The organism is Ensifer sp. D2-11 (assembly GCF_054161295.1).
Window position 1 is genome coordinate 3086384 of sequence record NZ_CP096433.1, and the last position, 16810, is coordinate 3103193.

The 16810-nt window shown below is 63.6% G+C and carries 14 protein-coding genes; 6 read left to right on the forward strand and 8 right to left on the reverse strand.

From position 1 onward, the window contains the following. Positions 1-149: 149 nt before the first annotated feature. From M1D34_RS14840 to M1D34_RS14860, 5 genes are all read left to right on the forward strand, one after another. Entirely contained in the window at positions 150-2009 is a 1860-nt protein-coding gene (locus tag M1D34_RS14840) for an extracellular solute-binding protein (RefSeq protein WP_498779663.1), read from the forward strand. A 180-nt stretch (positions 2010-2189) separates the two neighbouring features. After that, on the forward strand, positions 2190-3272 hold the full coding sequence (locus M1D34_RS14845; RefSeq protein ID WP_003531958.1) for a microcin C ABC transporter permease YejB: 1083 nt from the start codon (positions 2190-2192) through the stop codon (positions 3270-3272). Continuing rightward, on the forward strand, positions 3272-4405 hold the full coding sequence (locus M1D34_RS14850) for an ABC transporter permease (protein ID WP_027991132.1): 1134 nt from the start codon (positions 3272-3274) through the stop codon (positions 4403-4405). The genes M1D34_RS14845 and M1D34_RS14850 overlap by 1 nt, the downstream gene beginning before the upstream one ends. Positions 4406-4413: 8 nt before the next feature. Continuing rightward, positions 4414-6042 carry an ABC transporter ATP-binding protein gene (locus M1D34_RS14855; protein WP_498779665.1) on the forward strand — a complete coding sequence of 543 codons (1629 nt, stop codon included), beginning with the start codon at positions 4414-4416 and terminating at the stop codon, positions 6040-6042. Positions 6043-6052: 10 nt separating this feature from the next. Then, positions 6053-7012, forward strand: a complete 960-nt coding sequence (locus M1D34_RS14860) for a 2-hydroxyacid dehydrogenase (RefSeq protein ID WP_127597123.1) — start codon at positions 6053-6055, stop codon at positions 7010-7012. 236 nt (positions 7013-7248) lie between these two features. Here the strand turns inward: M1D34_RS14860 and M1D34_RS14865 are convergent, their stop codons facing one another. The 3 genes from M1D34_RS14865 to M1D34_RS14875 all read right to left on the reverse strand — a co-directional run bounded on the left by M1D34_RS14865 (position 7249) and on the right by M1D34_RS14875 (position 9936). Beyond that, a complete protein-coding gene (locus tag M1D34_RS14865) occupies positions 7249-8103 on the reverse strand; it encodes a C40 family peptidase (RefSeq protein WP_498779667.1) in 855 nt (284 codons plus the stop codon). An 8-nt stretch (positions 8104-8111) separates the two neighbouring features. Next, complete coding sequence (locus M1D34_RS14870; protein WP_003537743.1) at positions 8112-8456, reverse strand: MarR family transcriptional regulator; 345 nt, start codon at positions 8454-8456, stop codon at positions 8112-8114. 88 nt (positions 8457-8544) lie between these two features. Next, positions 8545-9936, reverse strand: a complete 1392-nt coding sequence (locus tag M1D34_RS14875; protein ID WP_498779670.1) for a leucyl aminopeptidase family protein — start codon at positions 9934-9936, stop codon at positions 8545-8547. Positions 9937-10066: 130 nt separating this feature from the next. Between M1D34_RS14875 and M1D34_RS14880 the strand changes: the two genes are divergently transcribed. Then, positions 10067-10891: a tetratricopeptide repeat protein gene (locus M1D34_RS14880; protein WP_498779672.1), complete on the forward strand. Its 825-nt coding sequence runs from the start codon at positions 10067-10069 to the stop codon at positions 10889-10891. Positions 10892-11231: 340 nt separating this feature from the next. Here M1D34_RS14880 and M1D34_RS14885 read toward each other — a convergent pair whose 3' ends face one another. The 5 genes from M1D34_RS14885 to M1D34_RS14905 all read right to left on the reverse strand — a co-directional run bounded on the left by M1D34_RS14885 (position 11232) and on the right by M1D34_RS14905 (position 16806). Continuing rightward, a complete protein-coding gene (locus M1D34_RS14885; RefSeq protein WP_498779674.1) occupies positions 11232-12215 on the reverse strand; it encodes a type II secretion system F family protein in 984 nt (327 codons plus the stop codon). 7 nt (positions 12216-12222) lie between these two features. After that, the gene (locus M1D34_RS14890; RefSeq protein WP_498779676.1) at positions 12223-13233 is read right to left on the reverse strand and encodes a type II secretion system F family protein; all 1011 of its coding nucleotides are present in this window, start codon (positions 13231-13233) and stop codon (positions 12223-12225) included. A gap of 58 nt (positions 13234-13291) precedes the next feature. Beyond that, positions 13292-14755 (reverse strand): TadA family conjugal transfer-associated ATPase, encoded by a 1464-nt coding sequence (locus tag M1D34_RS14895; protein WP_498779678.1) that lies wholly within the window; start codon positions 14753-14755, stop codon positions 13292-13294. A gap of 61 nt (positions 14756-14816) precedes the next feature. Next, complete coding sequence (locus M1D34_RS14900) at positions 14817-16103, reverse strand: CpaE/TadZ family protein (RefSeq protein WP_498779680.1); 1287 nt, start codon at positions 16101-16103, stop codon at positions 14817-14819. A 22-nt stretch (positions 16104-16125) separates the two neighbouring features. Further along, a complete protein-coding gene (locus M1D34_RS14905) occupies positions 16126-16806 on the reverse strand; it encodes a CpaD family pilus assembly protein (protein ID WP_017269040.1) in 681 nt (226 codons plus the stop codon). Positions 16807-16810: the final 4 nt, after the last annotated feature.

The window sequence follows — 16810 nt, forward strand, 5'->3', positions numbered from 1 at the left end:
CCTGATTCGCCGCGGTTGCAGCAGCCTTGCGACTCACCGGGATGTGACCGAAGAATTTCGCCTGATTTTGGGCAAGTCCTGTCAATTGCCCTGATTTCGCCTATGTTCGTTAAAAAAGAACATTGAGACAAAAAAGGGGTACCGGCCGGATGCCAAACTTCTGCAGGACCGTGAAGCCTGGCCTCGCGGCCTCGCTTCTGACAGCAGCGCTTCTCCTCCTTCCTCCTGCGTCCAATGCCGAGGAACAACCCGTCTGGCACCACGCTACGTCGTCGATCGGAGAACCTAAATACAAGGACGGCTTCGCGCGCTTCGATTACGTCAACCCGGATGCTCCAAAGGGCGGAGAGCTACGGCTCTCGGAGAACGGGACATTCGACTCGTTCAACCCGATCCTCGCCAAGGGCGAGGTGGCGACGGGCGTTTCTTCGCTGGTCTTCGAAACACTCCTGAAATCCGCCGAGGACGAGATCACCACCTCCTACGGCCTGCTCGCAGAGGGCATCTCATATCCGGACGATATTTCCTCCGCCACTTTTCGCCTGCGGGCAGAGGCCAAGTGGGCAGACGGCAAACCGGTGACGCCGGAGGATGTCGTCTTCTCCTTCGATATGGTGAAAGAGCACAATCCGCTTTTTTCCAACTACTACCGCCACGTGATTTCGGCGGAAAAGACAGGCGAGCGCGACGTCACCTTCCGTTTCGACGAGAAGAATAACCACGAACTGCCGAACATTCTCGGCCAGTTTCCGATTCTGCCGAAGCACTGGTGGGAAGGGCAGGACGCCAAGGGCAGCAAGCGCGATATCAGCCGCACGACGCTGGAGCCGGTCATGGGCTCCGGCCCCTATAAGATCGCCTCGTTCCAGGCGGGCGGCTCGATCCGCTTCGAATTGCGGGACGACTATTGGGGCAAGGATCTCAACGTGAATGTCGGCCGATATAATTTCCGCACCATCAATTACGCCTTCTTCAGCGACAGGAGCGTGCAGTTCGAGGCCTTCCGTGCCGGCAATGTCGATTTCTATCAGGACAACAGCGCAAGCCATTGGGCCACGGCCTACGACTTTCCGGCAATGAAGGACGGCCGGGTGATCCGAGAGGAAATCGAAAACCCGCTGCGTGCTACCGGCATAATGCAGGCCTTCGTGCCCAATATGCGCCGCGAAAAATTCCAGGACCAGCGGGTGCGCCAGGCGTTGAACTATGCCTTCGACTTCGAGGATCTGAATCGCAGCCTCGCACACAATGCGTTTCAGCGCGTCGACAGTTATTTCTGGGGCACGGAGCTTGCCTCCTCCGGCTTGCCCGAAGGGCGCGAGAAAGAAATCCTTGAAGAACTGAAAGACAAGGTTCCTGCCGCCGTTTTCACCACGCCCTACAAGAACCCTGTCAACGGCGATCCGCAAAAGGTGCGCGACAACTTGCGCAAGGCGCTCGCACTCTTCAAGGAGGCGGGTTACGAACTGAAGGGCAGCCGATTGGTGAACGCGAAGACCGGCGAGCCGTTCAGCTTCGAGATCCTTCTGTCCAATCCTACCTTCGAGCGTACGGTCACACCGTTCGTGAACAGCGTGAGGAAGATCGGGATAGATGCTCGCATCCGCACCGTCGACGACTCGCAATACACCAACCGCGTCAGAAGTTATGACTATGACATGATCTACGGCATCTGGGCGCAAACGCTCGTGCCCGGCAACGAACAGAGCGACTATTGGGGTTCGGCCTCAGTCAACCAGCCGGGATCAAGGAACTATGCCGGCATCGCTGATCCGGCGATCGACGAACTTATCCGGAGAATTGTCTTCGCGCCGAACCGCGAAGAACTGGTCGCGACGACACGGGCACTCGACCGCGTCCTTCTCGCGCATCACTACGTCGTGCCGCTCTTCTACTCGAAGGCCTTGCGCGTTGCCTACTGGAACCACCTGGCCCGCCCGAAGGAGCTTCCCTATTACGGGATGGATTTCCCGGATGCGTGGTGGTCGAAAAACACGGCTGCAAAATGAAGCTCTTGCGCTCAGGCGCTCTCTCGATTCCAAATGCGGGAAACGAATCACGAAACACGAACGGCTCCGCAGAGGCCGCAGCCGCTGGGAGATGCAGGATTTGAGGCACATTAGAGCAATTCCAGTCGACGCTGCGCCGGTCTGCTTCGCCGGCAATTCGTCGATCCAGAGGTTCGCCTGATGGGTGCCTATATCCTGCGCCGGCTCCTGCTGATGATCCCGACGATCGTCGGCATCATGGCGATCTCCTTCGCCGTCGTGCAGTTTGCGCCGGGGGGGCCGGTGGAACAGGTGATCTCCGACCTCACCAACGCGGCAGGCTCTGACAGGCTTTCCGGCAATGCCGGCGACCTCATGCCTGTCGGCGGTGGCGACGGCGGGCAGTACCGCGGGGCGCAAGGGCTCGATCCCGATTTCATCGCCAAGCTCGAAAAACAGTTCGGCTTCGACAAGCCGCCGCTCGAGCGCTTCGTCACCATGATGTGGGACTATATGCGCTTCGACTTCGGCGAGAGCTTCTTCCGCAATACGCCGGTCATCGACCTCATCATTCAGAAAATGCCGGTTTCGATCTCGCTCGGGGTCTGGATCCTCATATTTTCCTATGCCATCTCGATCCCGCTCGGCATCAAGAAAGCGGTCTCCGACGGTTCGACCTTCGACGTCTGGACCTCGGGCGTCATCATCGTCGGCTATGCGGTGCCGAGTTTCCTCTTCGGCATTCTCCTGATCGTGCTTTTTGCGGGCGGATCCTTCTTCGACTGGTTCCCCTTGCGCGGCCTGGTCTCGGACAATTTCGACCAGCTTTCCTGGTACGAGAAGATAATCGATTATTTCTGGCACATGACGCTGCCGCTGATCACGCTTCTGCTCTCCGCCTTCGCGACCACCACGCTGCTCACGAAGAATTCCTTCATCGACGAGATCAAGAAGCAATATGTGACGACGGCGCGAGCCAAGGGCCTGACGGAGCGGCGCGTTCTCTACGGACATGTGTTCCGCAACGCGATGCTGATCATCATTGCGGGCTTTCCCGGCGCCTTCATCTCCGCCTTCTTCACCGGCTCGCTGCTCATCGAATACATCTTCTCGCTCGATGGGCTGGGGCGGCTCGGCTATGACGCGGTCGTCAAGCGCGACTATCCGATCGTCTTCGCGACCCTCTTCATCTACTCGCTGATGGGGCTTGTCGTGAGCCTCGTCTCCGACCTCATCTATACTTGGGTCGACCCGCGCATCGATTTCGAGCGGAGGGACGTCTGATGAGCACCGCTACCGCCTATGCCGGCGCGCCGGAAAAGGGCTGGCTTACGCCGATCGGGCGCCGTCGCTGGCAGAACTTCAAGGCCAACCGCCGCGGCTACTGGTCCCTCTGGCTCTTCCTCCTCCTCTTCGGCCTCAGCCTGTTTGCCGAGTTCATCGCCAACGACAAGCCGATCCTCGCCTCCTATAAGGGCGAGATCCTGGTGCCGGTGCTGTTCGATTATCCGGAAGAGAAATTCGGCGGCTTCCTCGCCGAAACCGACTATCGCTCCGACTTCATCCGCGACGAGATCGGGGCGAACGGCTGGATGGTCTGGCCGCCGATCCGCTATTCCTACCAGACGGTCAACTCCAGCATCCCCCATTCGGCGCCCACGCCGCCCTTCTGGCTGATGAGCGAGGAGGAGCGCTGCTCCGCCTACCCGCAAGGGGCCGACGACCCCGGATGCATAGCCGGCAACCTGAACTGGCTCGGTACCGACGACCAGGCGCGCGACGTGATGGCGCGGATGATCTACGGGTTTCGCATCTCGGTACTTTTCGGTCTCGCGCTGACAATCGCCTCGGCGGTCATCGGCGTTTCGGCCGGTGCCGTGCAGGGCTATTTCGGCGGCTGGACGGATCTGCTCATGCAGCGTTTCATCGAGATCTGGTCCTCGATGCCGGTGCTCTACATCCTGCTCATCATCGCCGCCATCCTGCCGCCGGGCTTCTTCATCCTGCTCGGCATCATGCTGCTCTTTTCCTGGGTCGGCTTCGTCGGCGTCGTCAGGGCCGAATTCCTGCGCGCCCGCAATTTCGAATATGTCAACGCGGCGCGCGCGCTAGGCGTCGGCAACGGCACCATCATGTACCGGCACCTGCTGCCGAACGCGATGGTGGCGACGCTCACCTTCCTGCCCTTCATTCTTTCGGGCTCGATCACCACGCTGACCTCGCTCGACTTTCTCGGCTTCGGCATGCCTCCGGGTTCCCCGTCGCTCGGCGAGATGATCGCGCAGGGCAAGTCCAACCTGCAGGCGCCCTGGCTGGGGCTGACCGCCTTCTTCGCCATGTCGATCATGCTGTCGCTTTTGATCTTCGTCGGCGAAGCGACGCGCGACGCCTTCGACCCGAGAAAGACGTTCCGGTGAGCGCGACGATGACAGATACCCTCCTCTCCGTGCGCGACCTCTCCGTCGCCTTTCACCAGGGCGGCGAAACGTCGCTTGCGGTCGACCGCATCTCCTTCGACATCAAGCGCGGCGAGACCGTGGCGCTGGTAGGGGAGTCCGGCTCGGGCAAATCGGTCTCCGCCAACTCGATCCTGAAGCTCCTGCCCTACCCCGCCGCAAGCCATCCGAGCGGCGAAATCCTCTTCAACGGGAAGGACCTCCTGAAGGCGAGCGACGACGAGCTCAGGCATGTTCGCGGCAACGACGTCACGATGATCTTCCAGGAGCCGATGACGTCGCTCAATCCGTTGCACACGATCGAGCAGCAGATCGGCGAAATCCTGGAGATCCATCAGGACCTCAAGGGTGCGGCCGCCCGCGCGAGAACGCTGGAGCTCCTGGAACAGGTCGGCATCCGCGAGGCGGAAAAGCGCCTCGGGGCCTACCCGCATCAGCTCTCGGGCGGCCAGCGCCAGCGCGTGATGATAGCCATGGCGCTTGCCAACCGTCCGGAGCTCCTGATCGCCGACGAGCCGACCACGGCGCTCGACGTCACGGTGCAGGCGCAGATCCTCGAGCTTTTGAAGTCGCTCAAGGACGAGCACGGCATGTCCATGCTGTTCATCACCCACGACCTCGGCATCGTCCGCAAGATCGCCGATCGGGTCTGCGTGATGACAAAGGGCAAGATCGTCGAGACCGGGCCGACCGCCGAGATCTTCGCCAATCCGCAGCACGCCTACACCCGCCACCTGCTTGCCTCCGAGCCGCGGGGCGAACCGCCGCCCTCGGATGCCTCGAGGCCGATCGTGATCGAAGCCAAGGACATGAAGGTCTGGTTTCCCATCAAGGCGGGCTTCCTGCGCCGGGTGGTCGACCACGTCAAGGCGGTGGACGGCATCGACCTGACGCTCCGCGCCGGTCAGACGCTGGGCGTGGTCGGCGAGTCCGGTTCCGGCAAGACGACGCTTGGCCTTGCGCTGACGCGGCTGATCTCGTCCAAGGGCCGCATCGCCTTCGTCGGGGAAGACATCGACGCCTACAGTTTCCGCGAGATGCGGCCGCTCAGAAACCGGATGCAGGTGGTCTTCCAGGATCCTTACGGATCGCTGAGCCCGCGCATGTCGATCGCCGACATTATCGGCGAGGGTTTGAAGATCCACGAGAAGGCGCTGACGGACGGCGAGCGCGACCAGCGCGTCGCCGCAGCACTGGAAGAGGTCGGCCTCGATCCCGCCACGCGCTGGCGCTATCCGCACGAATTTTCCGGCGGTCAGCGCCAGCGCATCGCGATCGCCCGGGCGATGGTGCTGAAACCTCAGTTCGTCATGCTCGACGAGCCGACCTCCGCCCTCGACATGAGCGTGCAGGCCCAGGTGGTCGATCTCCTGCGCGATCTCCAGCGCAAGCACAATCTCGCCTATCTCTTTATCAGCCATGATCTCAAGGTCGTGCGCGCGCTCGCCAACGAGGTGATCGTCATGCGGCTCGGCAAGGTCGTGGAACAGGGACCCGCCGAGCGCATCTTCCAGGCACCGACGGAAGACTATACCAAGGCGCTGATGGCCGCCGCTTTCAACCTCGAAGCGGTCAATCTCGCCGCCGTTCATCAGTAGAGTTTCTCCCATGCCCGCCAAGAGCCCCGTGATCGTCGACCTGAAATTCATTCCCGAGGAGGTCGAAGCCGCGCTTGCGGGCGCCTTTCCCGGCCGCGAGGTGATCGATCTCGCCGACCCGGCGCATCAGGAGCGTGACCTCTCCGGCATCGACTATGCGGTGGTCTGGAAATCCGCGCCCGACCTCTTCTCACGCGCACCGGACCTCAAGGTGGTCTTTTCCGGCGGCGCCGGCGTCGACCACGTGCTGACGCTGCCGGGCCTGCCTGACGTGCCGCTGGTGCGCTTCGTCGACCGGACGCTGACGACGCGGATGAGCGAGTGGGTGGTGATGCAGTGCCTCCTGCATCTTCGCCAGCACCGCGCCTACGAGGCGCTGGCAAAGAAGCACGAATGGCGCGACCTCAGCCAGCCGGAAGCAGCCGACGTGACCGTCGGCATCATGGGCATGGGCGTGCTTGGCCAGGACGCCGCCCGTAAGCTCGCCGCGATGGGCTTCAAGGTGATCGGCTGGTCGCGAAGCAAGCGGGTGATCGAGGGTGTTGAGACCTACGACGCCGCCGGACTGGATGCATTTCTCGGCAGGACGGATTTTCTCGTCGGCCTGCTGCCGCTGACGCCGGATACCAGGGGTATCTTCAACGCCGCTCTCTTGGCCAAGCTCAGCCGGAACGGGCCGTTCGGCGCGCCCGTTTTCATCAATGCCGGTCGAGGCGGCAGCCAGGTCGAGGCCGACATCCTGGAGTGCCTCGATTCGGGTGTCCTGGGAGGCGCCTCGCTCGATGTCTTCGAACGGGAGCCGCTCTCCCCGGAAAGCCGCTTCTGGGACATGCCGAACGTCTATGTGACGCCGCATGTCGCCGCCTCGTCCGACGTCAGGGCGCTCTTCGTGCATGTGGAGCACCAGATCGCGCGCTTCGAGAGCGGGCTGCCCCTGGAGCATGTAGTGGATAAGGTAGCCGGCTACTGATTAGGCGCGCAGCGATCGCCGCTCACCCTAACCTTCTCCCCGCGCGCGGGGACGACCGCCCCTCACCGTAACCTTCTCCCCGCATGCGGGGAGAGGGGACGTACGCCACGGCGCGCCTGCGTGTGGAGATGGTGCGAAGGCGAACCCGCGATTCCCTTCTCCCCGCATGCGGGGAGAAGGTGCCGGCAGGCGGATGAGGGGCGGCTGCGGCTCAAGAAAGCCGCAAAATCCGGGGATCAAGGCCGCCGGTACCCCGTCGGCTGCGCATACAGCCAGCCGATGCGCTGGATCGCGTCTTCGAGGCCTTCGCGCGCCACCGTCATCGTGTGTCCGTTGGCATGCACCAGGGTCTTCTCGTCCTCCATGATCGCCACATGGCCCTTCCAGAAGACGAGGTCGCCGCGCGTGAGTTCCTCGCGCTCGATGGCGCGGCCGAGGCCGCTTGCCTGCATGTCGGAATCGCGCGGCGCGTTGCGTCCGGCCATCTGCATCGCGAGCTGCACGAGGCCGGAACAGTCTATACCGAAGCCGGAGCGGCCGCCCCAGAGATAAGGCGTTTCAAGAAAGCGGGCCGCGATTGCGACATAGTCTTCCGTGAGCGCGCCGGCTGCGGGAATGCAATGATCGGCGACGATCGCCAGCCCGCCATCCAGCAGAAAATAGCGCGTGCCGCGCGTTTCGGCCTCGCCGACGACGGCAATCCGGCTTCCCATGGAAAGGGCAAAGGCCTGGGGAAAGCGCAGATCCGCGCCGCGATAGACGAATGTCCGCGGCACCGCCACGAGATGCGTCGCCGGCGCTTGCGGCGGCTGCACGACATCCTCCGGTACGTAGCCGACATAGCCATCGAGGTCGGACCTGACCCACGCCCATCCGTCGGCGACGTCGAGCACGCGCACCGTCTCGCCATAGAGAAGCTCCGTATCCGTGCCGCAGCCGGCCTCCGGCCTCGCCCGCAGCGGCGTCACCGGAACGGATACGGCCGCCGGCTTTCCTTCCACGAAGCGCTTTGCCTCGACGAGACCGCGCAGACGTGCCTCGGCGATATCCTCGCGATAGGCATTGAGTCGGCGGTCGAGGACTTCTGGCATGGATAAGCTCACATTTTCCGGCCCTGATTGATGATCAGATCGCCGAATTTTTCAAGATAAAGCGCGCCTTCGACGGTGCGCTTTATGATGACGTTGCGCCTGTCGCGCTCGTCGCGGATCCGGTCGACCAGGCCGAGCGCACCCATGGTGTCGAGCGCGCGCGTGATCACCGGCTTCGTCACGCCGAGCGACGCTGCGAGGCCGCGCACCGTATGGGGCGGCGGCACGAGGTAGATCTGTAACAGGATCGCCATCTGGCGCAAGGTCAGATCGCGGCTGTCGACGCGCACCTGTTCGAGCGACACGGCATGCCAGAGCCCCAGCGCCTGAGAAGGGGTAAGTTCGACCGGCAAAGGAAACTCCTGCGTGGATCACTGGTCCGGGAGCATAGCCGGCGACCGTTACGCAAGCGTTTCTTTTGCAGCTCGATTGCGCGAATAGCTACCCCGCGATCCTCCCGATGTGATGATAAAGCGCCCGGATCGCCTGAGCTTCACCGCCGATCGGCGAATGCGGGCGCTCGGACTGCGCCCAGCCGAAGATGTCGAAATGGACCCAGCTTTTCGCGTTCGTGACGAAACGCTTGAGGAACAGCGCCGCCGTGATCGAGCCGGCCATGCCGCCCGAGGGCGCGTTGGTGAGATCGGCGATGCGGGCGGAAACATCCTTGTCGTAGCCCCTGTAGAGCGGCATCCGCCAGACCGGATCGTCCACCGTCAGGCTCGCCTCGGCGAGATCGCGGGCGAGGTCATCGTCATCGGTGAAGAAGGGCGGCAGGTCCGGGCCCAGCGCCACGCGGGCGGCGCCCGTCAGGGTCGCCATGTCGACGACGAGGTCCGTCTTCTCCTCGTCCGCATAGGCGAGCGCATCGGCGAGGATCAGCCGTCCCTCCGCGTCGGTGTTGTCGATCTGAACCGTCAGGCCCTTGCGGCTCTTGTAGATGTCGCCGGGACGGAAGGCATTCGCCGAGATCGAGTTCTCGACCACGGGAATGATGACGCGCAGGTCCACCTTGAGCTTCGCATCCATGATCATCAGCGCGAGCCCCATGACGTTGGCAGCGCCGCCCATGTCCTTCTTCATGAGCAGCATCGACGCGGCCGGCTTGATGTCCAGCCCTCCGGTATCGAAGCAGACGCCCTTGCCGACGAGCGTCACCTTGCGGTGGCCCTTCCTGCCCCAGCGCATTTCAAGAAGCCGCGGCGCTTCGGCGCTGGCGCGGCCGACCGTGTGAACGAGCGGGAAGTTCTCGGCCAGCAGGGCTTCGCCGGAGATAACCGATACGTCGGCCTTGTAATGGGCGGCCAGCGCCCGGAATGCGGCCTCCAGCGCTTCCGGTCCCATATCGTTGGTCGGCGTGTTGATGAGGTCGCGGGCCAGGAACACGCCGGCGAGCTGCCGCTTGATATCGGTCGCATCCGAATCGGCCGGAATGAGCAGCGTCGGCGCGTCCGTCTTCGCCGATTTGTAGCGTTCGAAACGGTAGGAACCGAGGCCGTAGCCGAGAGCCAGCCGATTGGCGGTGAGCGGCGCCGTCTCGATATGCCATTTGCCGGCCGGAAGCGCCCGGGCGAGCTTGCCGGTGAGGAAAGGCGCGTCGGAAGGGTTGGCACCGAGCCCGAACAGCGCGCCGCCGAGATGACCATCGGCCGAGGGGATGAGCAGCACCGCGCCGGATTCCGCCTTGAAACCGGCTTTCTTCGCCCAGTCGAGCGCGATCGGATCGATGCTCCCCGTTTCGATATGCGCCGGCGTCACCGCAAAGATAGGCAGCGTCTTGCCGTTGCTGGTGTTGAACGGCGATTGCCGCTCGATGAACTGAAAGGGGGCCATGGGAATCCTCGACTGGCGGATACGAACAGGTGCGATTAACGCTCCGTTAGGGTTAACAGATTATTGCTGGAGTGAAAGTTGCGCCGCTTTTGTCTGGAGTTCCGGTGCAGGACTGGATGCTGGGGCTTCGATGACGATGCAAGACAATTTCTCCTCCTCTTTGCGCCGGCTCGCAACGGGAACTGCCGTTGCGATGGTGACGCTGTCGCTCTCCGCCTGCGCCGGACAACAGGGCAGGAAGGAGCTGACGACCGGATCCATCCCGAAGCTCACGAGGCCGGTGCAGTCGATGAACGCGACTGAACTGGCTGCCGCCGCCGAACGCATCGGCCAGGCCTATGAGCGCAACCCGAAGGACCGGGAGGCCGGGCTCAACTACGCCAATCTCCTGCGCATGACGGGCCGCAACGAACAGGCGCTTGCCGTCATGCAGCAGGTGGCGATCTACCATCCGGCGGACCGCGAGGTGCTCGGAGCCTACGGCAAGGCCCAGGCCGCAGCCGGTCAGCTGGAACAGGCGCTCGCCACGATCAGCCGCGCCCAGACGCCGGACCGGCCCGACTGGAAGCTGAAATCCGCGGAAGGCGCCATTCTCGACCAGCTCGGCCGTTCCGCCGAGGCACGGCTGCGCTATCGCGAGGCTCTGGACCTCAAGCCCAACGAGCCTTCGGTCCTCTCCAATCTCGGCATGTCCTATCTGCTGACGAAGGATTTGCGAACCGCCGAGACCTACCTCAAATCCGCGGCGAGCCAACCGGATGCCGGCAGCAGCGTGCGCCAGAACCTCGCGCTTGCCGTCGGCCTGCAGGGCCGCTTCCAGGAAGCGGAAACCATCGCCCGCCAGGAACTGACATCCGAGCAGGCCGAGGCCAATGTCGCCTATCTGCGCTCCATGCTGTCGCAGCAGGGCGCGTGGAAGCAGCTGGCGAAGGCGGATGAGGCGAAGGCGGATTGAAGGTTGATCGGCCGGCACTGCCACCCCGCACCGGACGGCGGCACCCGCCCCTCATCCCGCTGCCGCGACCTTCTCCCCGCAAGCGGGGAGAAGGGATATGCCGCCCTCTCTACAGCGCCGCGCGTCTTATCAGACGCGCAAAGGTCGCTGTAGCACTTTGATCTGCTGCATGTTTTTGTCCTTTAATCGGATAGGATTAAAGGACACATGCAGTAGGTCCCCTCTCCCCGCCTGCGGGGAGAGGGCTAGTCCTCGGGTTAAACCCGAGGAGAGGGGCCAGCACAGCCGGCAAGAGGCGGCAATACCTTCAAGGGCGGGTAAACCACCCTCGCCTTTCACCCTAAAACTTGTCCGCCACCTGTATCCCCGCGGGGCCGAGGATGACGGCGACGAGGACCGGCAGGAAGAACAGGATCATCGGCACCGTCAGCTTCGGCGGCAGTGCGGCCGCCTTTTTCTCTGCGGCGGTCATCCGCTGGTCGCGGCTTTCCTGCGCCAGCACGCGCAGCGCCTGGGCGACGGGCGTGCCGTAGCGGTCGGCCTGGATCAGCGCCTGCGTCACCGATTTCACCTCGTCGAGGCCGGTGCGCAGGCCGAGATTTTCGAGCGCGATGCGCCTTTCGGGCAGGAAGGAGAGTTCCGCGGTCGTCAGCACCAGTTCCTCCGCCAGCGGCGGCGACTGCACGGCTATCTCGTCGGCGACGCGGCGCATGGCGAGCTCCATCGAGACGCCCGATTCGACGCAGATGAGCAGGAGATCGAGCGCATCCGGCCAGGCGCGGCGAATGGACTGCTGGCGCTTGGAGATCGCATTGGCGATGAAGATGTTCGGCGCGTAGAAGCCGACATAGGCAAATCCGATGGCGAAGGACACCCTGACCATGATCGGCTTGTCGGCGAAACTCCCGAGCACGAAAATATAGAGAACCGCAACGGTCAGAAACAGGAACGGCAGGCAGAAGCGGGCGAAGAGGAAGGTGTTGAGCGCGTTTTGCGAGCGGTAGCCGGCCGTCTTCAGGCGGTTGACGGTGTTGTCGTCCACCAGAGCCTTTCTGAGGTTCAGCCGCTCGACGATCTCCCGGACGGAGGTGTTGTGCTGTGCCCTGAGGCTTGCCCTGCCGGTCGTCGCCTCGGCATTGAGCCGGGCGCGCTCGCGGGCGCGAATCTGCTCCCGTTCGGTGGCGACCGATTTCATCCGCTTCGCGAGGTCTCCCCGCTCGAGCAAGGGCGCCACGAGCGAGTAGAACGTGGCGAGCACGGCCATCGAGACGAGCGCCGCGACGAGGATGTTCGGATCGGTAAGCGTCTCTATCCAGCCGGCCACGGGATCCTCAGATGTCGAAGTTGATCATGTTGCGCATCACCCAGATGCCGATGCTCATCCAGACGGCGGAAGCGCCCATGATGATGTGGCCGCGCGGGTCGGTGAAGAGAACCATCATGTAATCGGGCGAAGTCAGATAGACGAGGGTTGCGACGATGAAGGGCAGCGCGCCGATGATGCAGGCGGACGCCTTGGCCTCCATCGACAGCGCGCTGACCTTCGCCTTCATCTTCCTGCGTTCGCGCAGCACCTTGGAGAGATTGCCGAGCGCTTCGGACAGATTGCCGCCCGCCTGCGCCTGAATGGCGATGACGATCGCGAAGAAGTTCACTTCCGGCAGCGGGATGCTGTGAATCATGCGGGCGCAGGCTTCGGGAACGTTGAGACCCACCTGCTGGGACTCGACGACACGGCGGAACTCCGTCCGGACCGGCTCCTGCCCGTCGCTGGCGATCAGCCGCAAGGCGTCGTTCAGCGGCAGCCCCGACTTGATCGAACGGACCATGACATCGAGCGAATTCGGAAACTCGTCGAGAAACTTTCTGCAACGGCGTTTGACCATGGAGCCGACGATCCATCGCGGCAGGCCGGCCGCGCCTATCAGGGCAACGCCCGCGGCAATGAGCAGCCCCGCCCCTGCCAGGAGGACGACAAGAAAAGCGAACAGTCCGAAAAGCGCGCTGAACAGGTAGAACTGCGCGAGCGATATCGAAAGACCGGCCTGCAGCAGGCGCTTCTTCATCGAAGGCGCCGTATTGACGGATTTTTCCTGCTGCTTTTTCTCGAGTTCCTTCAGCGAATCCTGAACGGATTTGCGCCGCTTCGACATCTCGTTGACGCGGTCGCGCGCCGCCTTGATCTTGGTGCGGTCCGTCTCGGAGGCGCTGACCCGGCGCAGGCGGCCCTCCGCCTTCTTCTCGGTCTCGATCTGGGGGTAGAGCACACCATAGGCGAGTGCCGCCGCCGCCAGGGCGACGAGGCCGGCCAATCCCAGGACGGTGATGTCTATGCCGAACATCGCTCGGTCTGTCCCTTCGCGTCGAAGGCATGCGGAACCGCAGCCTGCCTGTACCGCTCTATTGTTGCTTTTCCATCGCGTCGAGGGTCGCTGCGAGCCGCTTGTCCTCGTTGAAATAACGGGCCCGGTCCCAGAAATGCGGCCGGCCGATGCCGGTCGAGACATGGCGGCCGACGATCCGGCCATTGGCGTCCTCGCCGTCGATCTCGTAGCGCATCAGGTCCTGGGTGATGATCACGTCGCCTTCCATGCCGGTGACCTCGGTGATGTGGGTGATCCGGCGCGATCCGTCACGCAGGCGCGAGGCCTGGATGATCACGTCCACCGAGCCGGAGATGATCTCGCGAACGGTCCTGGCCGGCAGGGTATAGCCGCCCATGGCGATCATCGATTCCATGCGGCTCAGGCATTCGCGCGGGGTATTTGCGTGGATCGTTCCCATCGAACCGTCATGGCCGGTGTTCATCGCCTGCAGCAGGTCGAAGACTTCCGGGCCGCGCACTTCGCCGACGATGATGCGCTCCGGACGCATGCGCAGGCAGTTCTTCACGAGGTCGCGCATGGTGATCTCGCCCTCGCCCTCGATGTTCGGCGGGCGCGTCTCGAGCCGGACGACATGCGGCTGCTGCAGTTGCAATTCGGCCGAGTCCTCGCAGGTAATGATCCGCTCGGTGCTGTCGATATAGCGCGTCAGGCAGTTGAGCAGCGTCGTCTTGCCGGAGCCGGTGCCGCCGGAAATGACGATGTTGCAGCGGACGCGGCCGATGATCTGCAGCAGGACGGCGGCCTCGGGCGTGATCGAGCCGAAGCGCACCAGCTGCTCCAGCGTCAGCTTGTCCTTCTTGAACTTGCGGATGGTGAGCGCCGTACCGTCGATCGCGAGCGGCGGCGCGATGACGTTGACGCGTGACCCGTCCGGCAGACGCGCATCGCAGATCGGGCTCGATTCGTCGACGCGGCGGCCCACCTGGCTGACGATACGCTGGCAGATCGACAGCAGTTGCCCGTTGTCGCGGAACCGGATCTCCGATTCCTCGACCTTGCCACCCACTTCGATGAAGGTTTGCCCGGCGCCGTTCACCATGATGTCGGCGATGTCGTCGCGCGCGAGCAATGGCTCCAGCGGTCCGTAGCCAAGCACGTCGTTGCAGATGTCGTCGAGCAGTTCCTCCTGCTCGGAGATCGACATGGCGAAGTTCTTGATGGTGATGATATCGTTGACGATGTCGCGGATTTCCTCGCGCGCGCTCTCGATATCGAGCTTGGAGAGCTGCGACAGGTCGATCGTGTCGATCAGCGCGGAGAAGACCTGCGATTTCGTGTCGTAATAATCTTCCGCCCTCGGCGCACGGCGCCGCTGGGGCGGCGCTTGCGGGCGGGATGGCGCAGCGACCGTCTCGCCGAGGACGGGCGCGGCGGAACGCTCCACCGGCACCGGCTGGACGGCGGGCATCGGGGGCGCAGGCGAGAAGCCGCGCGCACCACCCTTGCCAGGACCTTCATTTCCGCGTTTGCCAAACATCACTTCATTCCAGTTGCTTCATCGATCCCCGCCCTGCGGGTGCAGGATCGGAAATATTCCGCTACCGCCTGCCGAGCTTCGCCAGAACCTTGCCGAGACCCCCCCGGCGCGCCTTCTTTATGGCGGTGCGCCCGGTCAAGAGGTGGGACAGCTGCGAGAAGGTCTCGGCGGCCGGCGACTTCCGGTCGATCTCCGCGATCATGCGGCCGCTGTTGGAGGCATTGCCGAAGAGGACCGCATCGAACGGAATGATCGCGGCGGCCTCGATCTCCAGCGACGCGCAGAACTCGTCGGGAGCGATCTCCGGACGCTTGGGCACGCCCACCTGGTTGAGCACGAGATGCGGCACCTTGTCGTTCGGCCTCAGTTTCTTCAAGGCATCGAGCAGGTTCTTCGCGTTCCTGAGGCTTGCCAGATCCGGGGCGGCGGTGATGACCACCTCGTCGGCCGCCGAAAGCACCGAGCGGGTCCAGTCGGTCCAGCCATGCGGCAGGTCCAGGACGGATACCGGCGCACTGCGCTGGAGGATTTCCAGGATCGGCTGAAAGGCACCCGTCTCGAAATCATAGGCGCGGTCGAGCATGGAGGGCGCCGCCAGCAGCGACAGATGCTCCGAGCACCTGGTCAGGAGCCGGTCGAGAAAGACCTCGTCCAGCCGCTCCGGCGCGAATACGGCCTCGGCGATCCCCTGTGGCGGGTCCTGGTCGAAGTCGATATTGGCGGTTCCGTAGGGCAGATCGAGATCGGCAAGGATCGTCTCGGTCGAGAAAAGATTGGAAATGCCCCAGGCGCAATTATGGGCGATCACCGACGAGCCACAGCCGCCCTTTGCGCCGATGAAGGCGAGGCTGCGTCCGAGCGGCTCCGCCTCCGGATCCACGAAGATCGCCGAGACGGCGCTCAGCATATCGGCCATCCCGACCGGCGCGACCATATATTCGGAAATGCCGTTGCGGATCAGCTCGCGATAGAGCGCGATGTCGTTGTGGCGGCCGATGACGATGACCTTCGTGCTCGGGTCGCAGACTTCCGCAAGCGGCGCCAGTTCCGAAAGCAGCGAGCCGGGCTCGGTGGCGGTTTCGAGAATGATCAGATTGGGCGTCGAGACGCCCGCGAAGGTATTCGCGGCGGCTGCGATGCCGCCGCCGGTAACCCGCAGGCTCACCTTCGCCATGCGGCGGTCCTGGCCGCAGCGCTCCATGAGCCGCTGCACGGCTTCGCTCTCGCAGAAGGCATGGATCGAGATGCGCGGCAGGGGCCGGAGCTGCTCGAGGTCGCCGGGGCGCGTTCCGTCCGCGGGCCAATCGCCGGTTCCGCCGCTGTCGATCGTGTATTCAATGGCGTTCATCGTTTTTCCTTGAAAGCCCGTATCAGTTGAAGACGATCGTGGTTCCGCCGTCGCCCTTATCCGTGCCGCGCCAGCTATCGATCACCTGGCCCCGCTGCTCGGCATCGATCGGCGACATCTGGCGCGGGCCGACGAGGTCCGTCGGATTGGCGATCTGTGCCGCGAGATTGGACTGGGTGGCGCAGCCGAAATTGTAGTAGTTGCGGTTTTCCAGCGTGTTCAGCGCCAGATCTTCCGGCCACGCGCCGCAGGGTGCGGTCTGCGCAGTTATCGCGACATAGCTCAGGCGGATCGGTGCGGCGTCGCCCGTCACGGAGGCGTCATAGGTGGTTTCGATCATCTTCTTCGGCGATACGCCGCCTGCGGCCAGCACGCGACGGATGTCCTTGCGGACGATCTGCGCGGCATGGCCGTTCACCGATCCGCGCGGCAGCATGATCTGAATGACGCCGCTCGAGGCATTGCGATATTCGGCGGCAAAGCCGCGAATGACGTCGCGCGTCCCCTGGGTGAGCCGCGTATCGCCCGAGGCGACGGGAATGTCGATCGTCCGCTCGCCTTCCGTCAGCACGATCGGATGCCGGGTGCGGTAATCGTCCGGAAGAGCACCGGTCGCGAGCTTGTCCTTGCTGGCGCAGCCTGCCATAAGGGCGGCGACGATCGCATACAGGGCCACACGATGCGGCAAGCGGTTCAGGGCCATCGGG